This window comes from Luteococcus japonicus (assembly GCF_003752415.1).
In the GTDB taxonomy this organism is placed as follows: Bacteria; Actinomycetota; Actinomycetes; order Propionibacteriales; family Propionibacteriaceae; genus Luteococcus; species Luteococcus japonicus.
Genome location: NZ_RKHG01000001.1, coordinates 642,096 through 664,173 on the forward strand (window position 1 = coordinate 642,096; position 22,078 = coordinate 664,173).

Consider the following 22,078-nt stretch of genomic DNA (forward strand, 5'->3'; position numbering starts at 1 on the left):
CGTTCATCACGCCTCCTCCAGCACCGTCGACGGATCCTGCGCGCTCGCTGCCGAACGGATCGCCGTTCCCAGCGCGTCCAGCGAGCGATGCCACCGACCCAACGCCCGGCCCGAGACCTTCTCCCCACGACTCACACTGGCCGCAGCCCGCGGATCCCAACACACGCTCCCGAAGCCGGGCAGCCCCACCGCCTTGGCCACCTCCCGCAGTCCGTAGGGACGGCCCGGGCCCACCACCACGCAGCCCACCGTCCCGGCACCCGTGCCCGCAGCAGCCGCCTCCGCCCAGGCCAGCCCCCACTGCCGGGCAGCCGACAACTCCGGCAGCCCACTGCCACAGACCAACAGCGCCAGATCAGCCGACTCCACCAACGCCGTCGCTGAATGGGCCATCCCCAACCGTCCCGCGTCGATGATCACGTCCTGCCCCGACGCCTCCAGCGCTCGCAGCTCGGAGGCCAACGGACGCCACAACTCCCGCAGACTGCCCGCCTGCACGTGTGACCGGGGCCCCACCAGCACCGACGCGTTCGTGCCTTCGAGCACCAGCAGCGATGTCGGCAACGCCTCACCCAGCCGGCCCTCACGCTGCGCCAGTACCAGCTGCACCATCGCATCCGGATGCGCCACCGCACCCTGGAACAACCCCGCCAACACCGGCGAACCACCCACCGGGTCGGCATCCACCAACACCACCGGACGCGGCCACCGCATCGCCAACCCCAACGCCGTCGTCGTCACGCCCGGAGCACCCGAAGCCGAGGCCAACACCACCAGAGCCATCAGCCCTCCCGCGCATCGACCACGAGGGCCACCTTGCCGCTGGCCGAGCGAGCCGCCAGCTCCGGCGCCTGCTGCTCAGCCACCTCCACACTCACACTGATCCGCCCCGACACATCCGCAGCATCGACCTGCACCACCGACGCCGTGAACACCCGAACGTCCTGGGCCACCACATCGCCCTGCTGGCCAGGCGTCGACACCACCCGCACCCGATCGCCCACCCACAGCGGCTGCGACGGCAACTGGCCCGGAGCCAATGCCAAGCCCACCACCGACATCCCCTTGTGCGGCGCCACATCCTGCGTGACCCCGGGCGGCACCATCAACTGCCCCGCCTGCAGATCCACCGCAGCACGCTGACCCACCAAGGCCTCCAACCCGTCCGCTGGCACCGTCGCCAACGCCGGATCAACCCCCACCCGGACCACCTCCAGGTCCGACGCCGAGATCACCGACCCCCGCGCCACGTCTTGCCGCACCCCCACCACCGGCTGCGCCGAACCCAGGCTCGAGTACGTCCACACCGACAACAACGCCCCCAGCACCACCAGCGCCACCGACACCGCCACCAACGCAGGACGCCGCCGCATCCGCACCCCCGCCGCTGCGGGCGTCACCCTGGCCGCAGCCTGCGGCGCCTCCACACCAGCCGTCTGCGTCGCGGTCATCGCCCGATCACCTGGACCTCGCCCACCTCAAGCACCCGATCCGTCGTGAAATCCATCGCGATACTCCCCGTCTGCCCGCCCGACGCCGTCCAATCAACAGCCCAGAAGGACGTCGCCCTGATCGTGTACGCCCCCCGCTGCGAATATGTATGGCCACAATCCGGCGACGACTTTCCGCCATCCCCAGGCCCGAACACCGACCCCGCCGTCGTGCACGTCACGGCCTGGCCGTCGCCCATCTGCCACACCACCCGCTTCACCTTCGCCGTGGCCGACACCGTCACGCCCCGCTCGCTCAAGCTGCGGGTCTGCGGGCCAAACGTCTGCGCCGACGGATTCTCAACCCACATCCACACCGGCAACCCCACCGTCCCCACCACACCGGGACGATCCTCCGGAGCCATCCCCACATCAATCGCCCGCAAATTCATCTGCGCCACCAATTGCTTCGCCAACACCGCAGGATCCGGCGGCGCCGCCACGCCAGCCGGCTGCGCCGCCGACCAGAACGAGTGGACGTGCCCGCCAGCCTCAACACCAGTGGTGCACATGTAGACCGCCCCATCCGTGTGCCCTTCCCAGAGCGGATGACCCGCGGGAGGTGGAGGCGTGGCCGGTTTCACGTAGCACTGCCGCTCGTTGGACCAGTAGCCGGCGCTGCTGGTGCACGGGACCGGGGAACCCGACCGGCTTGCACACGCCGCCTTACCTGGACTGGACGAGTTGCTCTTTCCCAGGTGGGTGGAAGTCTTCGTTCTCCCCGCCGGCCCAGCGGGCGTGCCTGAGAGCGAGAGCGTGACAGCACAGGATCCCGAGTAGGGGCTGTAGCGCTGGTCCGATCCGCAGCTGACGGTTCCATCTGCCCAAGCCGGCAGTGCCATCAGACTGAGCCGGTGCCTCCGAGAAGGGCCAGAACGCACCTCCTCAGCATGTCCCGGTGACCTTGTCCTCGGTCACGTACCAGCTGCCATCCGCGCCGTCCTGGACGACGTCCATGTCGCTTGTCACGCGCTTCGGGCCCTTGCCCCGCACAGACTTGCCGGTGGCATCAACCAGGTCCGTCCCGGACACGTCGAGGCAGTAGCGCAGCTTCCATTCACGTGCATCCGATCCCGGTGTCGCCTTCACCAGGGCCAAGGTCGACATGCCCGTCAGGTGCTGCTTCTGCGCGCGGAACTGGGAGATGTCGTACTGCCACTGCCGCAGCGCGGACGCTCGAGCGACGGTCTGCAGCTGGTCCATGTCGGACTTCGGATCGGACGCGATGTGAGTGGTCACCTCGACGTAACGATGCACCGCGGCGTCCGCGGCGCTTGCGTTCGCGGGTGGCGTCGCGCCCGTGGATGGGCCGGCGCTCGAGGTCTGACTCGCCGCAGGCGACGGCGTGCTTGAGCCCGCGTTCGAGGGAGGCTCGGTGGTCGCGCTGGAACTCGTCCTCGGCACCTGTCCGGGCGTTCCCGAGCACGCAGCCAGGGCGAACGCCAGTGCTGTGCTTGCAATCAACTTCTTGGCACTCGTCCTCACGAGGGCCCCCTCTCGTCTGCAGCGTCATTGCCACAAGCCGAGCCGGATGTCGTGGTGCTCACCGACCCGACACTGGGGCAGCAAGCAATTCATCACTCCCCCGAGTGGGACCCATACTGCGTCATCGAGTGGTCCGACCGCCAGTGCCCATCGACACTTCCAGGTCATGCTCAAGGCCCACCAGCCGACGGGATCCCTACTGGCACAGAAGAATCAAGCCACCCCAGAAATGACCAAAATTGTCAGCGAACAGCCGTCCCCTGAACAGCTCGCGATCCCAGGTTCGCCCTGGTGCAACTCATGACGCACGCCAAACCAAGGCGTCCACGTCTGCCCGCTGGACGCGGATCAGTCGATCCCCAATCCGGTAGCTCGGTAGTCGGCCGTCGGCAATCATTCGCCGCACTGTCCGTGGGCAGACACCAAGCCGACGAGCGGCCGACTGCACACTCTCCACATCAACCATGCGCTGCTCTGCATTCATGCCCACCCAACAACCTCGGCACAGATTAGTGCCCACGCGACCTGGTCAGGAGACCTCGCAGACGCTGGTCGCGGCAGGGGAAACACAAGTCACGAACCGCGGAGAAACGCCTAGTCGCAAGAGGGGAACGCAGGCGTCGAATGCAGGTGCGAACCGGGTCCTGTAATCTCAATAGGGCACGTATAGGGCACGAAGAAGGGGCTTGTCAGAGCAAACTAGCTCTGACAAGCCCCTCAGGACGTCGGGCTGACAGGATTTGAACCTGCGACCCCTTGACCCCCAGTCAAGTGCGCTACCAAGCTGCGCTACAGCCCGTCCAGGTCGTTTCCGACCCGAGAAAGAACAGTACCGGATTGCCGTCGGCTACGCCAATCCGAGGGCAATCCACGTCAATCACTGAATGATTGAAGAGCCAACCCCAGTCCACACGGCAAAGGCCAGTGGTCGGACCATGAGCCGGGTCCCAGCGCAGCCGCAGGGCGAAGCCAACGAAAGGTGCAGCAATGCTGCTGGAGAGACTGATCGACGCGAAGGCCGTCGACTACCTGATCCTGGTGGTCTACTTCGCCTTCGTCCTGGGCGTGGGCTGGTTGGCCAAGCGTCAGGTCGCCGACGCCGCGGACTACTTCCAGTCCGGTCGTTCCCTGCCGGCCTGGGTCACGGGCCTGGCCTTCGTCTCGGCCAACCTGAGAACCAGACGAGTCGGACATGACAGTGGCCGCCACCCCAAGGGTGGCGGCCACTGGCTTCGACAGGCTCAGCCCATGTGTGGGGCGCAGCCAGCTACTTCTTGCCGCGCTTCTCGCGGGCACGCACCTCGACGTGCACCGGGGAGCCGGTGAAGCCGAAGTCCTCGCGCAGGCGGCGCTCCACGAACCGCTCGTAGCCCTGGTCCAGCTGGCCGGAGGTGAACAGCACGAAGGTCGGCGGGCAGTTCTGCGCCTGGGTGCCGAACAGGATCCGCGGCTGCTTTCCGCCCCGCAGTGGGTGCGGGTGGGCGGCGGCCACGCGCCCCAGGAAGGCGTTCAGCTTGCCCGTGGAGATACGGGTCTCCCAACCCGCCAGTGCCTCCTCGACGGCCTTGCTCAGTTTGTCCACATTGCGCCCCGTCAGCGCGGAGATGTTGACCGTCGGAGCCCACCTGAAGGCCACCAGGTCTCGCTCGATCTCACGATCGAGGTACTTGCGACGCTCCTCGTCGGTCAGGTCCCACTTGTTGAAGGCGATCACCAGCGCCTTGCCGGTGTCCTCCACATTGGACAGGATGCGCAGGTCCTGCTCGGTCAGCGGCTCGGAGGCGTCGATCACCACGACGCACACCTCGGCGCGCTCGATGGCGCCCTGAGTGCGCAGGCTGGCGTAGTACTCGTGGCCGCTGGCCTCCTTGACGCGCTTGCGGATGCCGGCGGTGTCGATCAGCCGGTACATCTGTCCGCCCACCTCGCACAGCTCGTCGACGGGGTCCACGGTGGTGCCCGACATGTCGGACACGACGGCGCGCTGCTGGCCGGACAGCTTGTTCAACAGGGAGGACTTGCCGACATTCGGCTTGCCGACGATGGCGACGCGGCGCGGGCCACCCACCTCGGAGTAGCGCTCCTGGGGGGCTTCGGGCAGTGCCTCCAGTACCGCGTCCAGCAGGTCGCCCGTGCCGCGGCCGTGGATGGCGGAGATCGCCCACGGCTGCCCCAGGCCCAGGTTCCACATGCTGGTGGCCTCGGCCTCGGTGCGCTGGTCATCCACCTTGTTGGCGGCGAGTACGACGGGCTTCTTGCTGCGACGCAGCACGCGGACCACGGCCTCGTCCTCGTCGGTGATGCCCACCTGGGAGTCCACCACGAAGAGCACCGCATCGGCGGCACCGATCGCCAGCTCCGCCTGCTCGGCGATCTGGTGGGCAAGGCCCTTGGCATCGCTCACCCAGCCGCCGGTGTCGACCACCACGAACTCGCGGCCGTTCCAGTTGGCGTCGTAGCTGACGCGGTCCCGGGTCACGCCCGGGGTGTCCTGGACGACGGCCTCACGGCGGCCCAGGATACGGTTCACAAGCGTCGACTTGCCCACATTCGGGCGGCCGACGACGGCCAGCACGGGCTTCATCAGCAGTTCCTCCGAGGCCACCTCGGCCTCGAAGTCGGCGAATTCGGCCGTCGAGAAGTCAGAATTTTCGGTCATGCGATCTTCCTCAGGGTGCAGTTCCAGGCCCACATTCACGGCGGGCCTGCTGGACGTGCTGCGCGCAGATCGTGCGCAGACGTTCGGTGAGCTCGGTGACCTCACCGGCCGTGCGGGGCCACTCCTGGGCTTCCACGGCAATTGCCCTACCGTACACGACGTCAATGAACTGTCCCGGCCCTGGAATGCTCTTCAGCCCCGTCCCACCGACGGCGGTGCCCACCAGGGCGACGGGAACCACGGGAGCGCCGGTGACCATCGCCAGGTAGGCGGTGCCCCGCTTGAAGTTCTCGAAGTCCCCCTTGCCTCGGTGACTTTCCGGGAAGATCACCAGCCGGTGACCGTCTCGCAGTAGCGCGATGCACTGCCGGATCGCCCCGGTGTCGGTCTGCCACCGGTCCACGGGAATCTGGCCGAGTGCCGTCAGCAGACGGCCCAATGCCTTGTTCTTCCACAATTCCATCTTGGCCATTGCCGGCTCTTCACAATCGAGGGTGTAGTTGGGGTCTGAACCCCCCGGCCTCGAGCAGGGACCTGGCGATGTAGTGGGTGAGGTTGCGGAAGCCCAGGGCGGTGCCTCGGAGGTGTTCGAGCCGGCCGTTGATCGCCTCGGTGGGGCCGTTGCTCGAGCCGGTGTGGTCGAAGAACGCGAGGATGTCGGCCCGGCGCTTGGCCAGGGTGCGGCCGAGCTTGCAGACCTCGACCAGGCGGGTGGGAACCGCTGATCCGATCGAGTCGATCAGTCTGGCCAGGGCCTTCTTGCCGTCGCTGCGGGCCTTGGTGCGGTAGGCCGTGATCATGGCCTGGTAGACGCCCCAAGTGGCCTCGACCTCAACGTGCCGGTCATCAGCGAACAGGGCATTCAGGCGGCGTTGTTGCTTGTCAGTGAGTAGATCAGCGCCGGTGTGTAGCGTTCGCCGTGCTTGGTAGAGCGGATGGTGCTTGCGCCCCCGACTGCCGTGCAGCGAGACCTGGACCCGCCTGCGGCACACATCCAGAGCATCCCCAGCGAGCCGGATGACATGGAAGGGATCCATCACCGTGGCAGCTTTCGGCAGTTCTTCGGCGGCGGCGGTCTTGAAGCCGGTGAACCCGTCCATCGCGACGATCTTCACTCCGTCTCTCCAGGTCTGGGGCTGCTCGGCGAGCCACGTCTTGAACGCCTGCTTCGAACGCCCCTCGACCATCGCCAACAACCGAGACGCTCCGGTCCCGGTGCTGACGGGGGTCAGGTCGATGACCACGGTGACGTACTTGTCGCCGCGGCGGGTGTGGCGCCACACGTGCTCGTCGACGCCCACGACGGTCACGCCATCGAGGCGGCCGGGGGAGTCGATGAGCATCCGCTGGCCTTCGGCGAGGACGGCGTCGTTGGCGGTGTTCCACGCCACCCCGAGCGCGGCCGCGATGCGCGTCATGGACAGGTGGTTGACCACCAGCGCTTCCAGCGCCCATCGCAATGCACCTCGTGACAAGCAGGAACGCGGCGACGCTGCGCGGGTGAGGTCCTGGCGCCAGACATGCCCGCAGCCGGTGCACTGGTAGCGGCGCAGCCGAACCTGGAGGGTGGTGGGGCGCCAGCCGAACGGGATGTGCGCAAACTCTCGCACGACACTGTCACGCGGCTGGCCGTGGCAGCCGCAGCGGTGGCACCAGTGATCAGGCTGGACCGGGCGACACGCCAGGACGGCGCGCTTGCCGGTGAGGTGCTGACCGGTGACGGCCAGGCCGAGGTCATCGAGACGGCAGAACGTGGCCAGGTCAGGGGTCGTGAAGGTAGCGTTGTCCATGTCGAGGTCTTTGGCGATGGCTGTGTAGGAACTTCCATCATCCAAGGACCTCGATCCCTGTCACCACCCGGGTCCCGCTACCGACCTACACCCTCATCTGTGAAGAGCCCCATTGCCTGGCTGTCAGGAATCAGTGCCACGGCCATCGGACCGTCCAACAGCCCGACGTGATTGATGGCGAAGATCACCGGCCCGTCGGTGGGAACCCGGTCGAGGTGGTGGTCACGCACGCGCCAGACCCGGCGAATCAGCCAATTGAGCGGCGGTCGCAGCCGGTCAGCCAACGGTGCCCCGGTGCGCAGCATGCTGGTGTCTGGCAGGGACACCATTGCCGCGTTCGTCCCATCAGGCATGGCCGGGAACCATGCCGCAGATCGTCTCGATCACCTCGTCGAGGCCCATGTGGGTGGAGTCCACCAGCTCCACGCCCTCCGCGGGCTCCTCGAACTGGCTCACCGTCGCGTCGTCGCGGTCCCGACGCACCACCTGGTCCGTCACCTGGTCCGCATTCACGGAACCCCCCAGTTCGGCCTGACGACGGGCGATCCGCGCCGCCGGGTCCGCCACCAGCAGCACCCGCAGGTCCGCGTCGGGAGCGACAACGGTGGTGATGTCACGTCCCTCCACGACGATCCGCCGGTCCGCGGCGGCGATGATGGTCCGGAACTGCTCGTTCAGCCATTCCCGCACGGCCAGGTTGGTGGCCACCACGGACACCTTCTCGCTGACCCGAGGTTCGCGGATCTCGGCCGTGACATCACGCCCGTCGAGCATCGTCGAAGGGTGCAGGGGGTCGGTTCCCGGCGTGATCGCCGCGCTGGTGACGAGCGCGGCGATCTGCTCCGTCTGGGCGACGTCCAGACCGGACTCAAGGAAGCAGATGGCAGCCGCACGGTAGAGCGAGCCGGTGTCGAGGTAGGCCAGGCCGAGGCGCTGGGCCACCCCGCGGGAGGTGCTGGACTTGCCGGAACCACTGGGTCCGTCGATGGCGATGAGCAGGCTGTCGGTCACCCCGACAGCCTATCCACTCGAAGGCGACGGGCCTGGACAAGCTCGGCCGACGAAGGACTCAGACGACGCGCAGCCTCCAGCCCTTCTCCACCATCACCTCACGCAGGTGCTTGGCCTGGCTGGGTGAGACCTGAACCGAGAGGTAGCCCACCTCGCGGGTGCTGCCGTGCTCGATCGAGAGGTCCTCGACATTGACCCCCTCGGAACCGATGTCCGCGAACAGGTGCGCCAGCGCGCCGGGGGTGTCGGGAATCTCGATGACGACGGCCTCCCACTCAACGGGAATGCTGCCGTGCTTACCGGGAAGTGTCCTCGCACCCTCGCGACCCCTGGCCATGAATCCCTCCAGGCCCGTGGGGTCATCCAGCACCACGAACAGCTCGTCCAGGTCGCGGCGAATGCCCTCCAGCTCAAGACGGATGGCCGAGGAGTTGGCCTGGATGATCTGGCGCCACAGCACCGGATCCGAGGCGGCGATGCGCGTGACGTCGCGCACCCCCTGGCCGGCCAGCTGCAGGTGACGGTCGGGGACGTCGCGCAGGTTTCCGGCGGTCAGGCTGCTCATCAACTGCGGGACATGGCTGACGCGGGCCACAGCCTCGTCGTGGTCGGCGGCCTCCATCTCCACGAGTCGCGCTCCACAGGTGCGGGCCAGCTGACGCACCCGCTCGACGTGCTCGGGGGCATTGTCCAGACGAGGGCAGACCACCCAGGTCCGGTCCACGAAGAGTTCACCGCTCGCGGTCAGGGGGCCGGCGAACTGGGACCCGGCCATGGGGTGGGAGCCGACATAGCGGCTGATGTCGGCTCCGGTGGCGCGCAGCTTGTCCAGCACGCGTCCCTTGACCGAGGAGACGTCGGTGACCACGGCCTGGGGCGACAGCTCGAGGGCCTCCAGCACTTCCTGCACCACTGCCGACGGAGGCGTGGCGACGACGACCAGGCGGATGGTCTCGGTCTGCGGGAAGTCGATCAGCCCCGCGCCCAGCCCGGAAGCCACGACGGCGTGCACATTGGAGGCGTCGACAAGGTGCACTCGCTCCCCGGCTGCCGTGAGGGCCATGCCGATGGAGGCACCGATCAGGCCGGCGCCGATCACCACCACGGGGCCCAACTCTCCCGTGGTGGGCACCAGGCTCACTGGCCGCCCTTCTGCACGAAGCTGCGCACATACTCGGCGGCGTTGTTCTCCAGCAGCCCGTCGATCTCGTCCAGCAAGGCGTCGAAGCCCTCGTCGGAGCCGGTGGTTGCGGCCTGCTGGACGTCTGGCTGCTCGTCCTGCTCGTGGCCGGTGCGGGCCCTGTTGGCCCGCTGCTGCTCGCTCACGTCACGCCTCTTTCACACAAAGCCATCAGCCCACGGTGGGCTGCGTCGTCCAGCCTATCGAGTCTCCCCAGGCGAGCAGGCCGTCCATCTCATGGACGCGGTCAATCCCCTCCTGCCACTGGTCGCGTGTCCCGTCCAGCGGCGAGACCAGATGCAGGGTGCGGTGTCCGCGTGGGATGTCGAAGGTGATCCGGTCCCAGTTGGCGGCCACCACGTGTGACGAGAACCGCCCCACCAGGGTGCCGCGCAGCCAGGCCCGGGTGCTGGGCGGCGGTGCGGTGGTGGCGTCGGTCACTTCGGCGCCATCCACCAGGGTCTGCAGGGCTCCACTGGCCTCCAGACGGTCGAAGAGTCCGGAGCGGTGATCCGCGAGACGAAGGTCCAGGGCCGTCAAGCGCTCGTCTCCCCACCCGCAGCCGTGTCGGGCGCGCAGTCCTTCCAGCAGTCGCAGTTTCGCCACCCAGTCGACCCGGTCAGCGCAGCGCATCGGATCGGTCGCGAGGTCTGTCAGGATCCCGTCCCAGTGGCGCAGCACGTCGGCGGCGTCGGCGATCGCCCCGGGCCGGCCCTGCTGGGTGGAAGCGGCCTGCCACCACAGGCGCTGCAGTTGGACGGCGGTGCGTTCGATGCCGTCATCACATGGCTGGGTCACGCCACAACTGGGGTCCCGGCTCCAGGCACGCATCGCCGTCAGCGGATCGACGGGCTGCGGCAGCCGCTGTCCGGCGACGATCGCCCGCAGCGCCAGCTGGGCGGAGCCCACCTTCACGAGGGTCGCCACCTGGCACAGGTTCGCGTCGCCCGTGATGACGTGCAACCGACGGTGGGTAGCATCATCGGCATGCGGTTCGTCGCGGGTGTTGACCATCGGCCGGTTGACGGTGGTCTCCAGGCCGACGAGTCGCTCGAAGAAGTCCGCCCGTTGGCTGGTCTGGAAACCGGGCCGTTCCCCGCGCTGCCCCAGCCCGACCCGTCCAGCACCGGTGACTACGACACGGCTGGCAAGGAATCCGACGAACTGCTCCGCGATCCTCCCGAAGGGGGCCTCGCGCGGCAGCAGGTAGTTCTCGTGACAGCCGTAGCTGCGGCCCTTGTTGTCTGTGGTGTTCTTGACCAGGTGGATGGTCAGCCCGGTCCGCTCACTGGCACGTTCCGCGGCCTCGCGGTGCAAGCGGTCACCCGCTCGGTCCCAGACCAGCGCTTCGCGGGCGGTGGAGACCTCCGGGCCGGACCATTCCGGGTGGGCGTGGTCCACATAGCTGCGGCCTCCATTGGCCAGCATCTGGTTGATGTGGCGCACCTCGTCGGTGAGCAGGTCTGGGTGGGCAATGTGCCGTGGCAGCACGCTTCCCCGGGCATCGACCAAGGGCTGTTCATCGGCGAAGTCGAAGCTGGTGCCAGGGGCCTCGACGCTGCGGATCACTGCCTCGGACAGGCCGATCGGGTCGGGTTGCACTGCGGCGCCCGCCACGAAGACGCCGTACTCGGTCTCCAGCCCCAGGATGCTCACATCCTGACCCTAGCCCCGGTCCGGTCCGGCGATCCCCGCGAGAGTTGCGCGTTCGTCGCCCTCCCAACGCCGCGCCACGCTTGTGCAGCGGGCCACCACCCCGGTGGAGGGGCTCCATGCGCAACTCTCGCAAGGATTGGTCGCCGGTCCCCGGGCTGGCGCGGATATGGTGATGGCATGACGAAGCAAGTTGCCCTGGCCCTTGACCTTGCCCTCGTGGTGCTCTTCTCGATCATCGGGGTGCTCAGCCACTCCGAGAGCCTGGTGAGCCGTCTGGCGCCGGTGGTCTGGCCCTTCCTGGTGGCCTGCGCCGTCGCATGGCTGATCCTGCTGTGGCGTCATCGCCCCGTCGGGACGCTCGCCGCGGGCGTCTTCGTCTGGCTGTGCACCGCCCTGGGCGGCCTCGGATTGCGCGCGGCGGCCGGCGGCGGCACCCAGACCGGCTTCATCATCGTCACCCTCGTCGTGACCGGGATCTTCCTGGTGGGCTGGCGCCTGCTGCTGCGAAAGAAGCTCGTCGGGATCTGAACCCGGGTCCCTCTTCAGCGCAGGGAGAGATTGGCCACCTCGACCTCGGTGGCATCGGCAGGATTGCTCGGATCCGACCAGTGACAGACCACACGATTTCGCCACGCTTCAGAGCGCATGGTCAGTTCCACCTGGTTGCTGGCCACCGACGCCGCCTCAAGACATCGATCGCGCTGACGATCTCCCTGCCGGGTCACGACCCAGAAGACTTGCAGGAGGATCAGGAGCACCGCGGCCAACGACACTGCGGCCAGCAGCCCAGTGCGCCGATGCGTCACAGGCTCGCCCTCAGTCCAGGGTCTGGCCACGACTGTCCCCCACCAGGGTGCGAATGAACACGATCCGCTCCCCTCGACGCCCACTGATCCTGGCCCAGTCATCCGGGTTGGTGGTGTTGGGCAGGTCCTCGTTCTCCACGAACTCCGCCCTGCAGGCCTCGATGATCCCCGCACATGAGACACCGCCGGGACCACCAGCCAGCTCGTCCTTGATGGCGGCCTTCTTGGCGCGGTCCACGATGTTGCGGATCATGGCCCCCGAGGCGAAGTCCCCGAACATGAGCACCTCACGCTCCCCGCTGGCGTAGGTGACCTCCAGGAAGCGGTTCTCCTCACGCCGGGAATAGACCTCCTCGCAGGCCAGCTCCACCAGCTGACCGACGGACTCCGCGTCGGGATGCAGCGGCACGGCCCCCGTGAGGTACTTCGCGAAGATCTCGGCGGCACCGTCCCGGGTGGGGCGGTCCAGCTTGATCTTCACGTCCAGCCGGCCGGGACGCAGGATCGCCGGGTCGATCATGTCCTCCCGGTTCGAGGCGCCGATGATGATCACGTTGTCAATCCCCTCGACGCCGTCGATCTCGCTGAGCAGCTGGGGAACGATGGTGTTCTCCACGTCCGAGCTGACGCCGGAACCACGGGTGCGGAAAAGTGAGTCCATCTCGTCGAAGAAGACGATGACCGGCTTGCCCTCGCTGGCGTGCTCGCGGGCGCGGGCGAAGATGGCCCGGATCTGGCGTTCGGACTCCCCCACGTACTTGTTGAGCAACTCGGGGCCCTTGATGTTCAGGAAGTAGGATCCGCCCCGCCCGTCGATGCCGGCGCCCAGCGAGTTGGCGACGGCCTTGGCGATCATGGTCTTGCCGCAGCCGGGCGGGCCGTAGAGCAGGATCCCCTTCGGGGCTGTCAGGCCGTAGCGGCGGTAGGCGTCGCGGTGCCGGAAGGGCAGCTCGACGGCGTCGCGGATCTGGCCGATCTGCTCGCCCAGCCCGCCGATGTCGGCATAGGAGACGTCAGGCACCTCCTCCAGCACCAGCTCCTCCACGCGGCTACGAGCGACGGTGGCCAATGCCAAGCCGGCGCGACGATCCACCAGGACGGAGTCGCCCGCTTCGGGCAACGCGTCCAGCATGCTCGGAACGGGCGTGAGCAGCACCTCGTCGCCACCCGAGCCCTGGACGATGACCCCACCGGGGCCGGCCTCGACGACGGTGGACAGGTCCCCCGACAGCAAGGGCCCGGTGCGCCAGACGGCGACGCTGGACTCGTTGAGCAGCACCCAGTCACCGGCGCTGACGGACTCGTGCACCTCCGGCAGGCAGGCCACCCGCATGATGCGGCCCAAGGCGCTGACCTCCAGCGTCGCCGGCCGCTCCGACGCCTCGTCGGCCTCATGGACCGCGATCACGAGTGCCCGGTTCAGCGGCGGCCTCGCCAGGGCATCCACCTCGGCCTTGAGCGTGACCAGCTTGGTTCGGGCCTCGCGCAGCGTCTTGTTCAGCCTCTCGTTGCTGGCCGCCAGGTTGCGCGCATCCGCACGCGCGTCGTTCATCCTGCGCTCGGCCATCTCCAGCCGGTGGTTGTAGCCATTGCCCGGGGTGAACTGCTGCTCGAAGCCCGCCATGGTCACTCCTCCCCGGGGGAGTCCACGCCGCTGTCGGGTACCTCCTGGTTGCTCATCGGAATGTTCTTCGGCCGCGGGCCGTGGTAGTCCGGGCCATAGGCGCCGGGCGCAGGACGACGCTTGCGCATCGGGGCCTCGACGCCGGGTGCCAGCCGGCGCGAATGGATCAGGAATCCGGTGTGCCCCGTCGAACCATGCCCCGGACGGATCGCCAGGCCTTCGGCGTGCCAGTCGCGTGTGGTGGTCTCGGTGGCATGCGGCTCGGTCCAGCCACCATGCGTACGCAGGGTGTCGGCGACCCGCCCCAGCTGGGTGGCAGTGGCGACGTAGCAGGTGAGCACACCGCCGGGGACCAGCACGTCACCCACTGCGTCGATGCACTCCCAGGGCGCCAACATGTCCAGCACGGCACGGTCGACGGGCTCGTCGCGCAGGCTCTCCACCAGGTCACCCACGGTAAGCGTCCACCCCGGGTGCGGCTGCCCCAGGAAGTTCTCCACATTGGCCTTGGCGACGTCTGCGAATTCCTGGCGACGTTCGTAGGAGTTCAGCTTGCCCTCGGGGCCGATGGCGCGCAGCATCGCGATGCTCAGCGCGCCCGACCCGACGCCCGCCTCCAGCACGCGCGCGCCGGGGAAGATGTCTCCCCACATGAGGATCTGGGCGGCATCCTTGGGGTAGATGACGGCCGCCTCGCGGGGCATGGAGACCATGTAGTCACTCATCAACGGCCGCAGGACCAGGAAGACGGTGCCGGAGCTGGCGGCCACCGTGATGCCCTCGGGCTGACCGATCATCGCCTCGTGGGCGATGTGCCCCTTGGTGGTGTGAAAGTTCTTGCCCGGGGTCAGCTGCACGGAGTGGCGGCGGCCCTTGTTGTCCGTCAGGGTCACCCGCTCCCCCGCCTGCAGCGGGCCCGAGCGCACACCGGACAGGCCGTCGCTGACGGGGATGGCCGGAGTCTCCATCTTGGCCGGGCGGCCGATACAGCGGCGGTAGAGCTGGAAGAGCAGCGTGCAGGTGACGCCTTCGAGGGAGTCGATCACCATGCGACGGCGGGCCTCGGGAACCGGGATCGTCGACGGGATGGCCACCACCACGGCACCCGAGGCCTGGCCCGCGTCGGCACCCGTCGGCGAGTCCTCCAGCACCAGACACTTGGTGACGTCGACACCCAACAACTCGGCCGCCTTGACGTACCCGTCGGGTGCGGGCTTGTTGTTCTCCACCTCGTCGCCACCGACGATGGCCTCGAAACCGAGCTCCGGCAGGCTCGCGAGGATCGCCTCCAGGATGTAGCGCGGGGTGGAACTGACCAGCGCGATACGCACCTGCTGCTGGCGCATCTCGGTGAGCAGTTCGTGGGCGCCGGGCAGGAAGAGCTTCTCCCCTTCCTGCGCCATGGACTCCACGGCCCGACGCTCCAGGTCCACCCGCAGGTCGTCGGCGGTGACGTCGTCGCGGCCCAGGCGCTCGGCCATCAGGTCGGCCAGACCCCACACGGACATCCCGACGATCGCCTGCGAGTCTGCCTCGCTCCACGCCAGGCCGAAGTGCTGCGCGGTCTGGACCTCGCAGCGCATCCAGATGGGTTCGGTGTCTACCAGAGTGCTGTCGAAGTCCCACAGGACGGCTGCGGGGCGGGCTGCAGTGAAGGAATTGGTCATGATGCACCCATTCTTCCAGAGCCGACCCACAGCGCGGCACCGCGCGCAAGCCAGTTGCCCAGACACACCCCGAAGTGCCTGCGGAATGCACGCCGGGCACGCGACGATGGAAGGCATCACCCACCACGCGAAGGGAATCCCATGACCGACGAGCTTTCGCCGAAGACCCCGTCGAACGACCAGCCCAGCGGGTCCGCCCCCGCGCCTCGGCCGGAGGCCGGCTGGCCGCCACCAGTTGCCCCGTCCCAGACACCTCGCCCCTCATCCGTGGGAATCGCACCCGTGGGATTCTCACCCGTCGTCGCCCCGTCGCAGGGCACCTTCAAGCGGGGCTTTGGCTACGGCTTCGGCGGCGCTCTGGGCGCCGGGACGGTACTGCTGGGACTGTCGGTGGTCGGCAGCCTCCTGACGATGGCCACCTTCGCCGGGATCGGTGCCCTGGTGGACGGCGCCACGACACCCAGCGCGGACGGCACCAGCTACGAGACCGTCTGGGGCTCTGACGACGCCAGCAAGACGCTGCGCGCCATCGACGTGCGCGGCGCGATCATGGCCGGCGGAGACCAGGGCATGGGGCTGACCCAGGCCACCTACGGCTACGAGGTGGCCGACACCATCGACCAGATGACCAAGGAGGACGCCGACGGCCTGGTGCTGCGGATGGACACGCCCGGCGGCACCATCAACGGTTCGCGGGCCATCGGCGAAGCCGTCATCCGGTACAAGGAGCGCACCGGCCACAAGGTGGTTGCCGTCGTCGAGGGCATGAGTGCCTCGGGCGGCATGTTCGCCATGGCCCCCGCGGACAAGATCATCGCGGACCACGGGACCCTGGTGGGCTCCATCGGCGTGATCAGCGGACCCTTCCAGCAGTACAAGGACGTCAAGGCCGTTGACGGTGGCCTGTTGGGCGGCGGCGTGACCACCACTGGTGGCATCACCAGCGAGTACATCTCGCAGGGCAAGGGCAAGGACTTCGGCAATCCCTACCGCGCCATGACGCCGGAAGAACGCAAGGTGTGGACCGACGGCCTGGCCGCCGAGTATGCGGGCTTCACCAGCTGGGTCGCGCAGCACCGCAAGATCCCCGAAGCCACCATCCGCAATGACCTGGGCGCCCACATCTTCGATCCCGAGACCGCCAAGAAGAAGGGTCTGGTCGACGAGGTGCTGGGCCGCGATGAGGCCTACCGCGAGGCCGCGAAGGCCAATGGACTGGATCCGGCGGACACCCGCCTCGAGGCCTCCACTATGCCAGGCTTCCTGAACAGCCTGCTGGGTGCCGAGGCCCGCATCTACGGCCAGGCACCGGCCGCGACGGCCGAGAAGGGCCAGGCGGTGCGCATCACCAGCGTGATCTGCACCGGCTCACCGCAGGTGCTGGCGTGGAATGGTCCGACGACCCAGTTCTGCGGACGCTGACCCCTCGACAGGCTCGGGGACCGAAGAACGACAGGCTCGGCCATCGGAACCACGGCCGAGCCTGTCGAGGCCTCACCTCAGCCGCGAAACTTCCTCGCCAGCCCGCGCAGACCGAGCTTCGGCTGGTAGGTCCCACCGAGGGTCGCGCTGGCGAGCACATGGCCGGCAATGGCATCGGTCAGCTCGTCGACGCCGAAGCCCTTGCGCAGGTTCGGGAAGACGTCCAGTGCAGCGATCGTGAAGACGTAGTGGTGCAGCCCCGACGGCGGGCACGGCCCCTCATAGCCCTGGGCCCGGGTGCCCTTGCCCTCTACGGATCCCGGCGGGAGGGTGCCCTCTGGGGTCTGGTCCACGACGCCGGGCAACACGACGAGCCAGTGCTGGTAGCCCGGTGCGTCCTCGTCGGTCAGGGTCAGGGCGAATCCCTTGGTCCCGGCCGGCGCCCCACTCCAGTAGAGCGCCGGCGAGACGTCGCGGCCGTGCCCCGGCCCCAGGTGCAGCTTCGGGATCGGTTCACCGTCGCGGAAGGCCGGGCTGGTCAGTGTGAGCATGCCGCCAGCCTACGGCCCCTCGACACGCTCGAGGAACGAACTCGGCCCCTCCCTCGACAGGCTCGGACAACGGGGCGAATCCGGTGACCGAGCCTGTCGAGATCACTTCGCGTTGAAGTACTTCGCCTCCGCATGGTGCACGACGATGGCGTCCGTGGACTGCTCCGGGTGCAGCTGCAGCTCCTCACTCAGCTCGACGCCGATCCGCCACGGCTCCAGCAACTCGACGAGCTTGGTGCGGTCGGTCAGCTCCGGGCAGGCCGGGTAGCCGAAGGAGTAGCGCGAACCGCGGTAGTCCTGCTTCTGGATGGCCCGGTCGACGTTGGAATTCGTCGCCGCGTAGCCCAGCTCCTCACGGGTCCGGGCGTGCCACATCTCCGCCAGCGCCTCGGTCAGCTGAACGCTCAGGCCGTGCAGTTCGAGGTAGTCACGGTAGGAGTTGGCCTCGAAGAGCTTCGCCGTCTCGCGGGCCACGGCCGAACCCATGGTGACCAGCTGCATCGGCAGCACGTCGGGGCCAAAGTCGTCGAACTCCTGCTTGTCCCGGAAGAAGTCCGCCAGGCAGAGGCGACGGTCGCGTCGCTGGCGCGGGAAGGTGAAGCGGGCCACCTCCTTGGCGTGGTCCTCTGGATCGAGCACGACGAGGGTCTCGTCGACGGAGTAGCACGGGAAGTATCCGTGCACCACGGCGAACTCGGCCAGCGAATCGGCCTTGACGCGGTCCAGCCACATCCGCAGCCGCGGGCGTCCCTCGCTCTCCACGAGCTCCTCGTAGGAGGCACCGTCATCGCCACGGCCGGGCTTCAGACCCCACTGGCCCAGGAAGGTGGCGCGCTCGTCGAGCCATTCGACCACCTCGGCCAGCTGGATGCCCTTGACCACCCGCGTGCCCCAGAAGGGCGGGGTGGGGACGTCGACTCCGCCCTCGGGGGTTGGGCGCGCCACGTCGGAGCGGACCCCCAGTTCGGGTTCGGCGATCTCCACGGCGGGTCCCTTGGGGATGCGTCGCGGCTTGATGTCGGGAAGTTTGGCGCCGGGTTCGCCCCGCTTGACGGCCATCACCGCGTCCATCAGCGCCAGTCCCTCGAAGGCGTCCTTGGCGTAGCGCACCTCACCGGTGAACTGCTCGTTCAGGTCGTGCTCGACGAAGGCGCGGGTCAGCGCGGCGCCGCCCAGCATCACCGGGTACTTGCCACCCAGCCCCAGCTGGTCCAGCTCGGCCAGGTTGTCCTTCATCACCATGGTGGACTTGACCAGCAACCCGCTCATCCCGATCGCGTCGGCCTTGTTGGCCTCGGCCGCCTCGACGATGGCGCTGATCGGCTGCTTGATGCCCAGGTTCACAACGGAGTAGCCGTTGTTGGACACGATGATGTCGACGAGGTTCTTGCCGATGTCGTGCACGTCCCCCTTGACGGTGGCCAGCACGATGGTGCCCTTGCCTGAGCTGTCGTCGGTGACCTCCAGATGCGGTTCCAGGTAGGCGACGGCGGTCTTCATCACCTCGGCCGACTGCAGCACGAAGGGCAGCTGCATCTGGCCGGATCCGAACAGGTCGCCGACCACCTTCATGCCGGCCAGCAGGTCCTCGTTGATGATGTCGAGGGCCTTCTTGGTCTGCAGCGCCTCGTCGAGGTCGGCCTCCAGGCCCTTCGATTCGCCGTCGATGATGCGGCGCTGCAGGCGTTCGGCCAGCGGCAGGGCCGCCAGCTCCGCCGCACGGGTGGCGCGCATGTCGGCGGCCTTGACGCCCTCGAAGAGTCCCAGGTAACGGGTCAGTGGGTCGTAGCCGGGCTCGTCGTCGGTGGCGGGCCGACGACGGTCGTGCACCAGGTCCAGCGCCACCTCGCGTTGTTCGTCGGGGATCCGGTCCATCGGCATGATCTTGGCGGCGTGCACGATGGCGGAGTCCAGACCGGCCTCGACGCACTCGTGCAGGAAGACCGAGTTCAGCACGATCCTGGCGGCGGGATTGAGTCCGAAGGAGATGTTGGACACACCCAAGGTGGTGCGCACGCCCGGGTATCGCCGCTTGAGCTCACGGATGGCGTCGATGGTCTCCAGACCGTCGCGGCGGGTCTCCTCCTGACCGGTGGCGATCGGGAAGGTGAGGCAGTCGACGAGGATGTCGCCCACCTCCAGGCCCCAGTTCTCTGTCAGGTCGTCGATCAGCCGGCTGGCGACGCGCACCTTCCACTCGGCGGTGCGGGCCTGGCCCTCCTCGTCGATGGTCAGGGCGACCACGGCGGCACCGTGCTCCTGCACGACGGGCATGATCCGGGCGTAGCGGCTGGTGGGGCCGTCGCCGTCCTCGAAGTTGACCGAGTTGATCACGCAGCGACCGGCCAGCGTCTCCAGCCCGGCCTCGATCACCTCGGGCTCGGTGGAGTCCAGCATGATCGGCAGGGTGACAGCGGTGGTGAACCGGCTGGCCAGCTGCCGCATGTCCGCGGCACCGTCGCGGCCAACGTAGTCGGTGCACAGGTCCAGCAGGTGGGCGCCGTCACGGATCTGCGCCTTGGCGATCTCGACGCACTCGTCGATGTTCCCGGCCAGCATCGCCTCGCGGAAGGCCTTCGAGCCATTGGCATTGGTGCGTTCGCCGATGCTGAGGTAGCTGGCGTCCTGGGCGAGGGGCACCTCGGAGTAGAGCGAGCTGACGCCGTGCACGTGCTCGGGAGTGCGCGCGGCCACTTCGCGGCCGCCTACGGTCTGGTCGAGCAGCCGGATGTGCTCCGGGGTGGTGCCGCAGCAGCCGCCGACCACACTCAGCCCGTAGTCGGTGGCGAATCGGTCCAGCGCCGTGGACAGGCCCTGGGGATCCAGCGGGTAGCTCGCACCGTCGGGGCCGAGCACCGGCAGGCCGGCATTGGGCATGCACCCGACGCCGGCGCGGGAGTGCTTGGCGAGGTGGCGCAGGTGCTCGCTCATCTCGGCCGGTCCGGTGGCGCAGTTCATCCCGATCACGTCGACCCCGAGCGGTTCGATGGCCGTCAGGGCGGCGCCGATCTCGCTGCCCAGCAGCATGGTTCCGGTGGTCTCGACGGTGATGTTGACGAAGATCGGCAGGTCGATGCCGGCGGCTGCCCGGGCGCGCTTGGTGGCGATGATCGCCGCCTTGGCCTGGAGGAGGTCCTGGCAGGTCTCGATCTGAACCGCGTCGATGCCGCCGGCGATCATGGCCGTCACCTGGCGCTGGTAGGCATCGCGGATCTGGGCGAAGGTGATGTGGCCCAGCGTGGGCAGCTTGGTGCCGGGCCCGATGGATCCGAGCACGAAGCGTGGCTTGTCGGCAGTGGTGAACTCGTCGGCCACCCGCCTGGCGATCCGGGCGCTGGCTTCGGCCAGTTCCTCGATCCGGTCACTGATCCCGTACTCCCCCAGCGCGGCCAGGTTGGTGCCGAAGGTATTGGTCTCCACCATGTCCGCACCGGCCTCGAAATAGGCGCGATGAATGGACGCGATGACGTCGGGACGCGTGACCGAGAGCACCTCATTGCAGCCCTCGAGGTTCTCGAAGTCGTCCATGGACAGGTCCACGGCCTGCAGCATGGTGCCCATCGCCCCGTCGGCCACGAGGATGCGATGGTGCAGCAGGTCACGCAGTGCAGGTGTGGAAGTCATACCGACCACCCTATGGTGGTGTGACCAAAGTCACCGGCCACCGCCAGTCTGCGGACGGCCGGTGCTCGGGTCCGGCCGACTCAGGGGCGCAGCAGCACCTTCGTCGCGCGGCGCTCGTCCATCGCCTTGTAGGCCTCGGCCACCTCGGACAGTGGCAGTTCCAGGTCGAAGACCTTGCCGGGCTGGATCCTGCGCTCCCAGACGAGCTGCAGCAACTGCTCGAGGTAGGCGCGGACAGGCGCGACGCCGCCATGGATCCCCTTGTTCTTCCAGAACATCTGCTCCACGTCCACACCGCCGTGGGGCACACCCACGACGCCGACCATCCCGCCGGGACGCACGGCCTCGACGGCCTGCACGCGGGCATCCTCGGTGCCGACGCACTCCAGCACCACGTCTGCGCCGATCCCGTCGGTCATCTCCCGGATCTTCTTCACCCCGTCCTCGCCGCGCTCGGCAACGATGTCGGTGGCACCGAACTCCTTCGCGATCTTCTGGCGGTCTGCGTGGCGGCTCATCGCGATGACGCGCTCCGCACCCAGCTGCACCGACGCCAGCACCGCGGAGAGGCCCACGGCGCCGTCTCCCACCACCGCGACGGTCGTGCCCCGGCCGACTCCCCCGCTCACGGCGGCATGCCAGCCGGTGCACATCACGTCGGACAGCGCCAGGAGGTGCGGGACGAGGTCCTCGTCGGGCTGTCCGGGGGTGGCCAGCAGGGTGCCGTCGGCCTGCGGGATGCGGATCTTCTCCGCCTGGCAGCCGTCGTAGCCGCCGCCGTTGAGGCAGTTCGCATGGGCACCCCTGCGGCAGCACGCGCAGGTGTTGTCCGAATAGGTGAAACCGCCGACGACGAAGTCGCCCACCTTCACGGTGGTCACCTCGGCGCCGACGGCCTCGACGATGCCGACGTACTCGTGGCCGATCGGTGTCGGCTTCTTCACCTCGGCGATGCCGCGGTAACGCCACAGGTCCGAGCCGCAGACGCACGCGGCGACGGTGCGGATCACCGCATCGGTCGGTTCCTGGATGGTCGGGTCCTGTCGTTCCTCGAAGCGGACGTCCCCTGCTGCATGAATGATTGCTCCTCGCATGCCTCCCATGGAAGCACGA

The 22,078-nt window shown here is 68.2% G+C and carries 21 protein-coding genes, 1 tRNA gene and 1 pseudogene; 3 read left to right on the forward strand and 20 right to left on the reverse strand.

Going from position 1 to position 22,078, the window contains the following annotated elements; translation table 11 throughout:
- Nucleotides 1-6: 6 nt before the first annotated feature.
- The 6 genes from EDD41_RS03100 to EDD41_RS03125 all read right to left on the reverse strand — a co-directional run bounded on the left by EDD41_RS03100 (nucleotide 7) and on the right by EDD41_RS03125 (nucleotide 3,774).
- A complete protein-coding gene (locus EDD41_RS03100) occupies nucleotides 7-783 on the reverse strand; it encodes a CpaE/TadZ family protein (protein ID WP_123574926.1) in 777 nt (258 codons plus the stop codon).
- Nucleotides 783-1,451 carry an SAF domain-containing protein gene (locus EDD41_RS03105; protein ID WP_123574927.1) on the reverse strand — a complete coding sequence of 223 codons (669 nt, stop codon included), beginning with the start codon at nucleotides 1,449-1,451 and terminating at the stop codon, nucleotides 783-785. The genes EDD41_RS03100 and EDD41_RS03105 overlap by 1 nt, the downstream gene beginning before the upstream one ends.
- Entirely contained in the window at nucleotides 1,448-2,002 is a 555-nt protein-coding gene (locus EDD41_RS03110) for an ATP/GTP-binding protein (RefSeq protein ID WP_123574928.1), read from the reverse strand. The genes EDD41_RS03105 and EDD41_RS03110 overlap by 4 nt, the downstream gene beginning before the upstream one ends.
- A gap of 373 nt (nucleotides 2,003-2,375) precedes the next feature.
- The gene (locus EDD41_RS03115) at nucleotides 2,376-2,729 is read right to left on the reverse strand and encodes a hypothetical protein (RefSeq protein ID WP_148060456.1); all 354 of its coding nucleotides are present in this window, start codon (nucleotides 2,727-2,729) and stop codon (nucleotides 2,376-2,378) included.
- Between the two features lie 544 nt (nucleotides 2,730-3,273).
- Nucleotides 3,274-3,459 (reverse strand): excisionase family DNA-binding protein, encoded by a 186-nt coding sequence (locus EDD41_RS17730; RefSeq protein WP_342769258.1) that lies wholly within the window; start codon nucleotides 3,457-3,459, stop codon nucleotides 3,274-3,276.
- Between the two features lie 241 nt (nucleotides 3,460-3,700).
- A tRNA-Pro gene (locus EDD41_RS03125) sits at nucleotides 3,701-3,774 on the reverse strand.
- Nucleotides 3,775-3,962: 188 nt separating this feature from the next.
- Between EDD41_RS03125 and EDD41_RS17365 the strand changes: the two are divergent.
- A pseudogene (locus EDD41_RS17365) lies at nucleotides 3,963-4,148 on the forward strand (Na+/galactose cotransporter); the annotation flags it as partial.
- A 94-nt stretch (nucleotides 4,149-4,242) separates the two neighbouring features.
- On the opposite strand, the gene der reads toward EDD41_RS17365, so the two are convergent.
- The 8 genes from der to EDD41_RS03170 all read right to left on the reverse strand — a co-directional run bounded on the left by der (nucleotide 4,243) and on the right by EDD41_RS03170 (nucleotide 11,271).
- Nucleotides 4,243-5,634, reverse strand: a complete 1,392-nt coding sequence (gene der, locus EDD41_RS03135) for a ribosome biogenesis GTPase Der (protein ID WP_094763732.1) — start codon at nucleotides 5,632-5,634, stop codon at nucleotides 4,243-4,245.
- A 10-nt stretch (nucleotides 5,635-5,644) separates the two neighbouring features.
- Complete coding sequence (locus EDD41_RS03140; RefSeq protein ID WP_123574930.1) at nucleotides 5,645-6,106, reverse strand: lysophospholipid acyltransferase family protein; 462 nt, start codon at nucleotides 6,104-6,106, stop codon at nucleotides 5,645-5,647.
- A 10-nt stretch (nucleotides 6,107-6,116) separates the two neighbouring features.
- Nucleotides 6,117-7,424 carry an ISL3 family transposase gene (locus EDD41_RS03145; protein WP_123574860.1) on the reverse strand — a complete coding sequence of 436 codons (1,308 nt, stop codon included), beginning with the start codon at nucleotides 7,422-7,424 and terminating at the stop codon, nucleotides 6,117-6,119.
- Nucleotides 7,425-7,501: 77 nt separating this feature from the next.
- Entirely contained in the window at nucleotides 7,502-7,729 is a 228-nt protein-coding gene (locus tag EDD41_RS03150; RefSeq protein ID WP_148060457.1) for a hypothetical protein, read from the reverse strand.
- A gap of 40 nt (nucleotides 7,730-7,769) precedes the next feature.
- Nucleotides 7,770-8,435 (reverse strand): (d)CMP kinase, encoded by a 666-nt coding sequence (cmk, locus tag EDD41_RS03155; protein WP_245995520.1) that lies wholly within the window; start codon nucleotides 8,433-8,435, stop codon nucleotides 7,770-7,772.
- Between the two features lie 58 nt (nucleotides 8,436-8,493).
- Nucleotides 8,494-9,576 (reverse strand): prephenate dehydrogenase, encoded by a 1,083-nt coding sequence (locus EDD41_RS03160; protein ID WP_094763734.1) that lies wholly within the window; start codon nucleotides 9,574-9,576, stop codon nucleotides 8,494-8,496.
- Nucleotides 9,573-9,761, reverse strand: a complete 189-nt coding sequence (locus EDD41_RS03165) for a ubiquitin-like protein Pup (RefSeq protein ID WP_094763735.1) — start codon at nucleotides 9,759-9,761, stop codon at nucleotides 9,573-9,575. Before EDD41_RS03165 ends, EDD41_RS03160 begins: the two co-directional genes overlap by 4 nt.
- Nucleotides 9,762-9,786: 25 nt before the next feature.
- Entirely contained in the window at nucleotides 9,787-11,271 is a 1,485-nt protein-coding gene (locus EDD41_RS03170; protein WP_123574932.1) for a proteasome accessory factor PafA2 family protein, read from the reverse strand.
- A gap of 177 nt (nucleotides 11,272-11,448) precedes the next feature.
- Here EDD41_RS03170 and EDD41_RS03175 point away from each other — a divergent pair, with 177 nt between their 5' ends.
- The gene (locus tag EDD41_RS03175; RefSeq protein ID WP_123574933.1) at nucleotides 11,449-11,799 is read left to right on the forward strand and encodes a DUF3054 domain-containing protein; all 351 of its coding nucleotides are present in this window, start codon (nucleotides 11,449-11,451) and stop codon (nucleotides 11,797-11,799) included.
- Between the two features lie 14 nt (nucleotides 11,800-11,813).
- Here the strand turns inward: EDD41_RS03175 and EDD41_RS03180 are convergent, their stop codons facing one another.
- From EDD41_RS03180 to EDD41_RS17735, 3 genes are read right to left on the reverse strand one after another with little or no spacing between them, the layout of a single operon-like run.
- The gene (locus EDD41_RS03180; RefSeq protein ID WP_170165220.1) at nucleotides 11,814-12,029 is read right to left on the reverse strand and encodes a hypothetical protein; all 216 of its coding nucleotides are present in this window, start codon (nucleotides 12,027-12,029) and stop codon (nucleotides 11,814-11,816) included.
- 58 nt (nucleotides 12,030-12,087) lie between these two features.
- The gene (arc, locus tag EDD41_RS03185; protein ID WP_094763739.1) at nucleotides 12,088-13,701 is read right to left on the reverse strand and encodes a proteasome ATPase; all 1,614 of its coding nucleotides are present in this window, start codon (nucleotides 13,699-13,701) and stop codon (nucleotides 12,088-12,090) included.
- Nucleotides 13,702-13,703: 2 nt separating this feature from the next.
- Nucleotides 13,704-15,368, reverse strand: a complete 1,665-nt coding sequence (locus EDD41_RS17735) for an HAD-IA family hydrolase (protein WP_123574934.1) — start codon at nucleotides 15,366-15,368, stop codon at nucleotides 13,704-13,706.
- Between the two features lie 282 nt (nucleotides 15,369-15,650).
- Between EDD41_RS17735 and EDD41_RS03195 the strand changes: the two genes are divergently transcribed.
- Nucleotides 15,651-16,790 (forward strand): S49 family peptidase, encoded by a 1,140-nt coding sequence (locus EDD41_RS03195; RefSeq protein ID WP_170165221.1) that lies wholly within the window; start codon nucleotides 15,651-15,653, stop codon nucleotides 16,788-16,790.
- 77 nt (nucleotides 16,791-16,867) lie between these two features.
- Here the strand turns inward: EDD41_RS03195 and EDD41_RS03200 are convergent, their stop codons facing one another.
- The 3 genes from EDD41_RS03200 to EDD41_RS03210 all read right to left on the reverse strand — a co-directional run bounded on the left by EDD41_RS03200 (nucleotide 16,868) and on the right by EDD41_RS03210 (nucleotide 22,059).
- The gene (locus EDD41_RS03200; protein ID WP_123574936.1) at nucleotides 16,868-17,341 is read right to left on the reverse strand and encodes a YbhB/YbcL family Raf kinase inhibitor-like protein; all 474 of its coding nucleotides are present in this window, start codon (nucleotides 17,339-17,341) and stop codon (nucleotides 16,868-16,870) included.
- Between the two features lie 102 nt (nucleotides 17,342-17,443).
- Nucleotides 17,444-20,965, reverse strand: coding sequence for a methionine synthase (gene metH, locus EDD41_RS03205; protein WP_123574937.1), 3,522 nt, complete (start codon nucleotides 20,963-20,965; stop codon nucleotides 17,444-17,446).
- Between the two features lie 80 nt (nucleotides 20,966-21,045).
- A complete protein-coding gene (locus EDD41_RS03210; protein WP_094763830.1) occupies nucleotides 21,046-22,059 on the reverse strand; it encodes a zinc-dependent alcohol dehydrogenase family protein in 1,014 nt (337 codons plus the stop codon).
- Nucleotides 22,060-22,078: the final 19 nt, after the last annotated feature.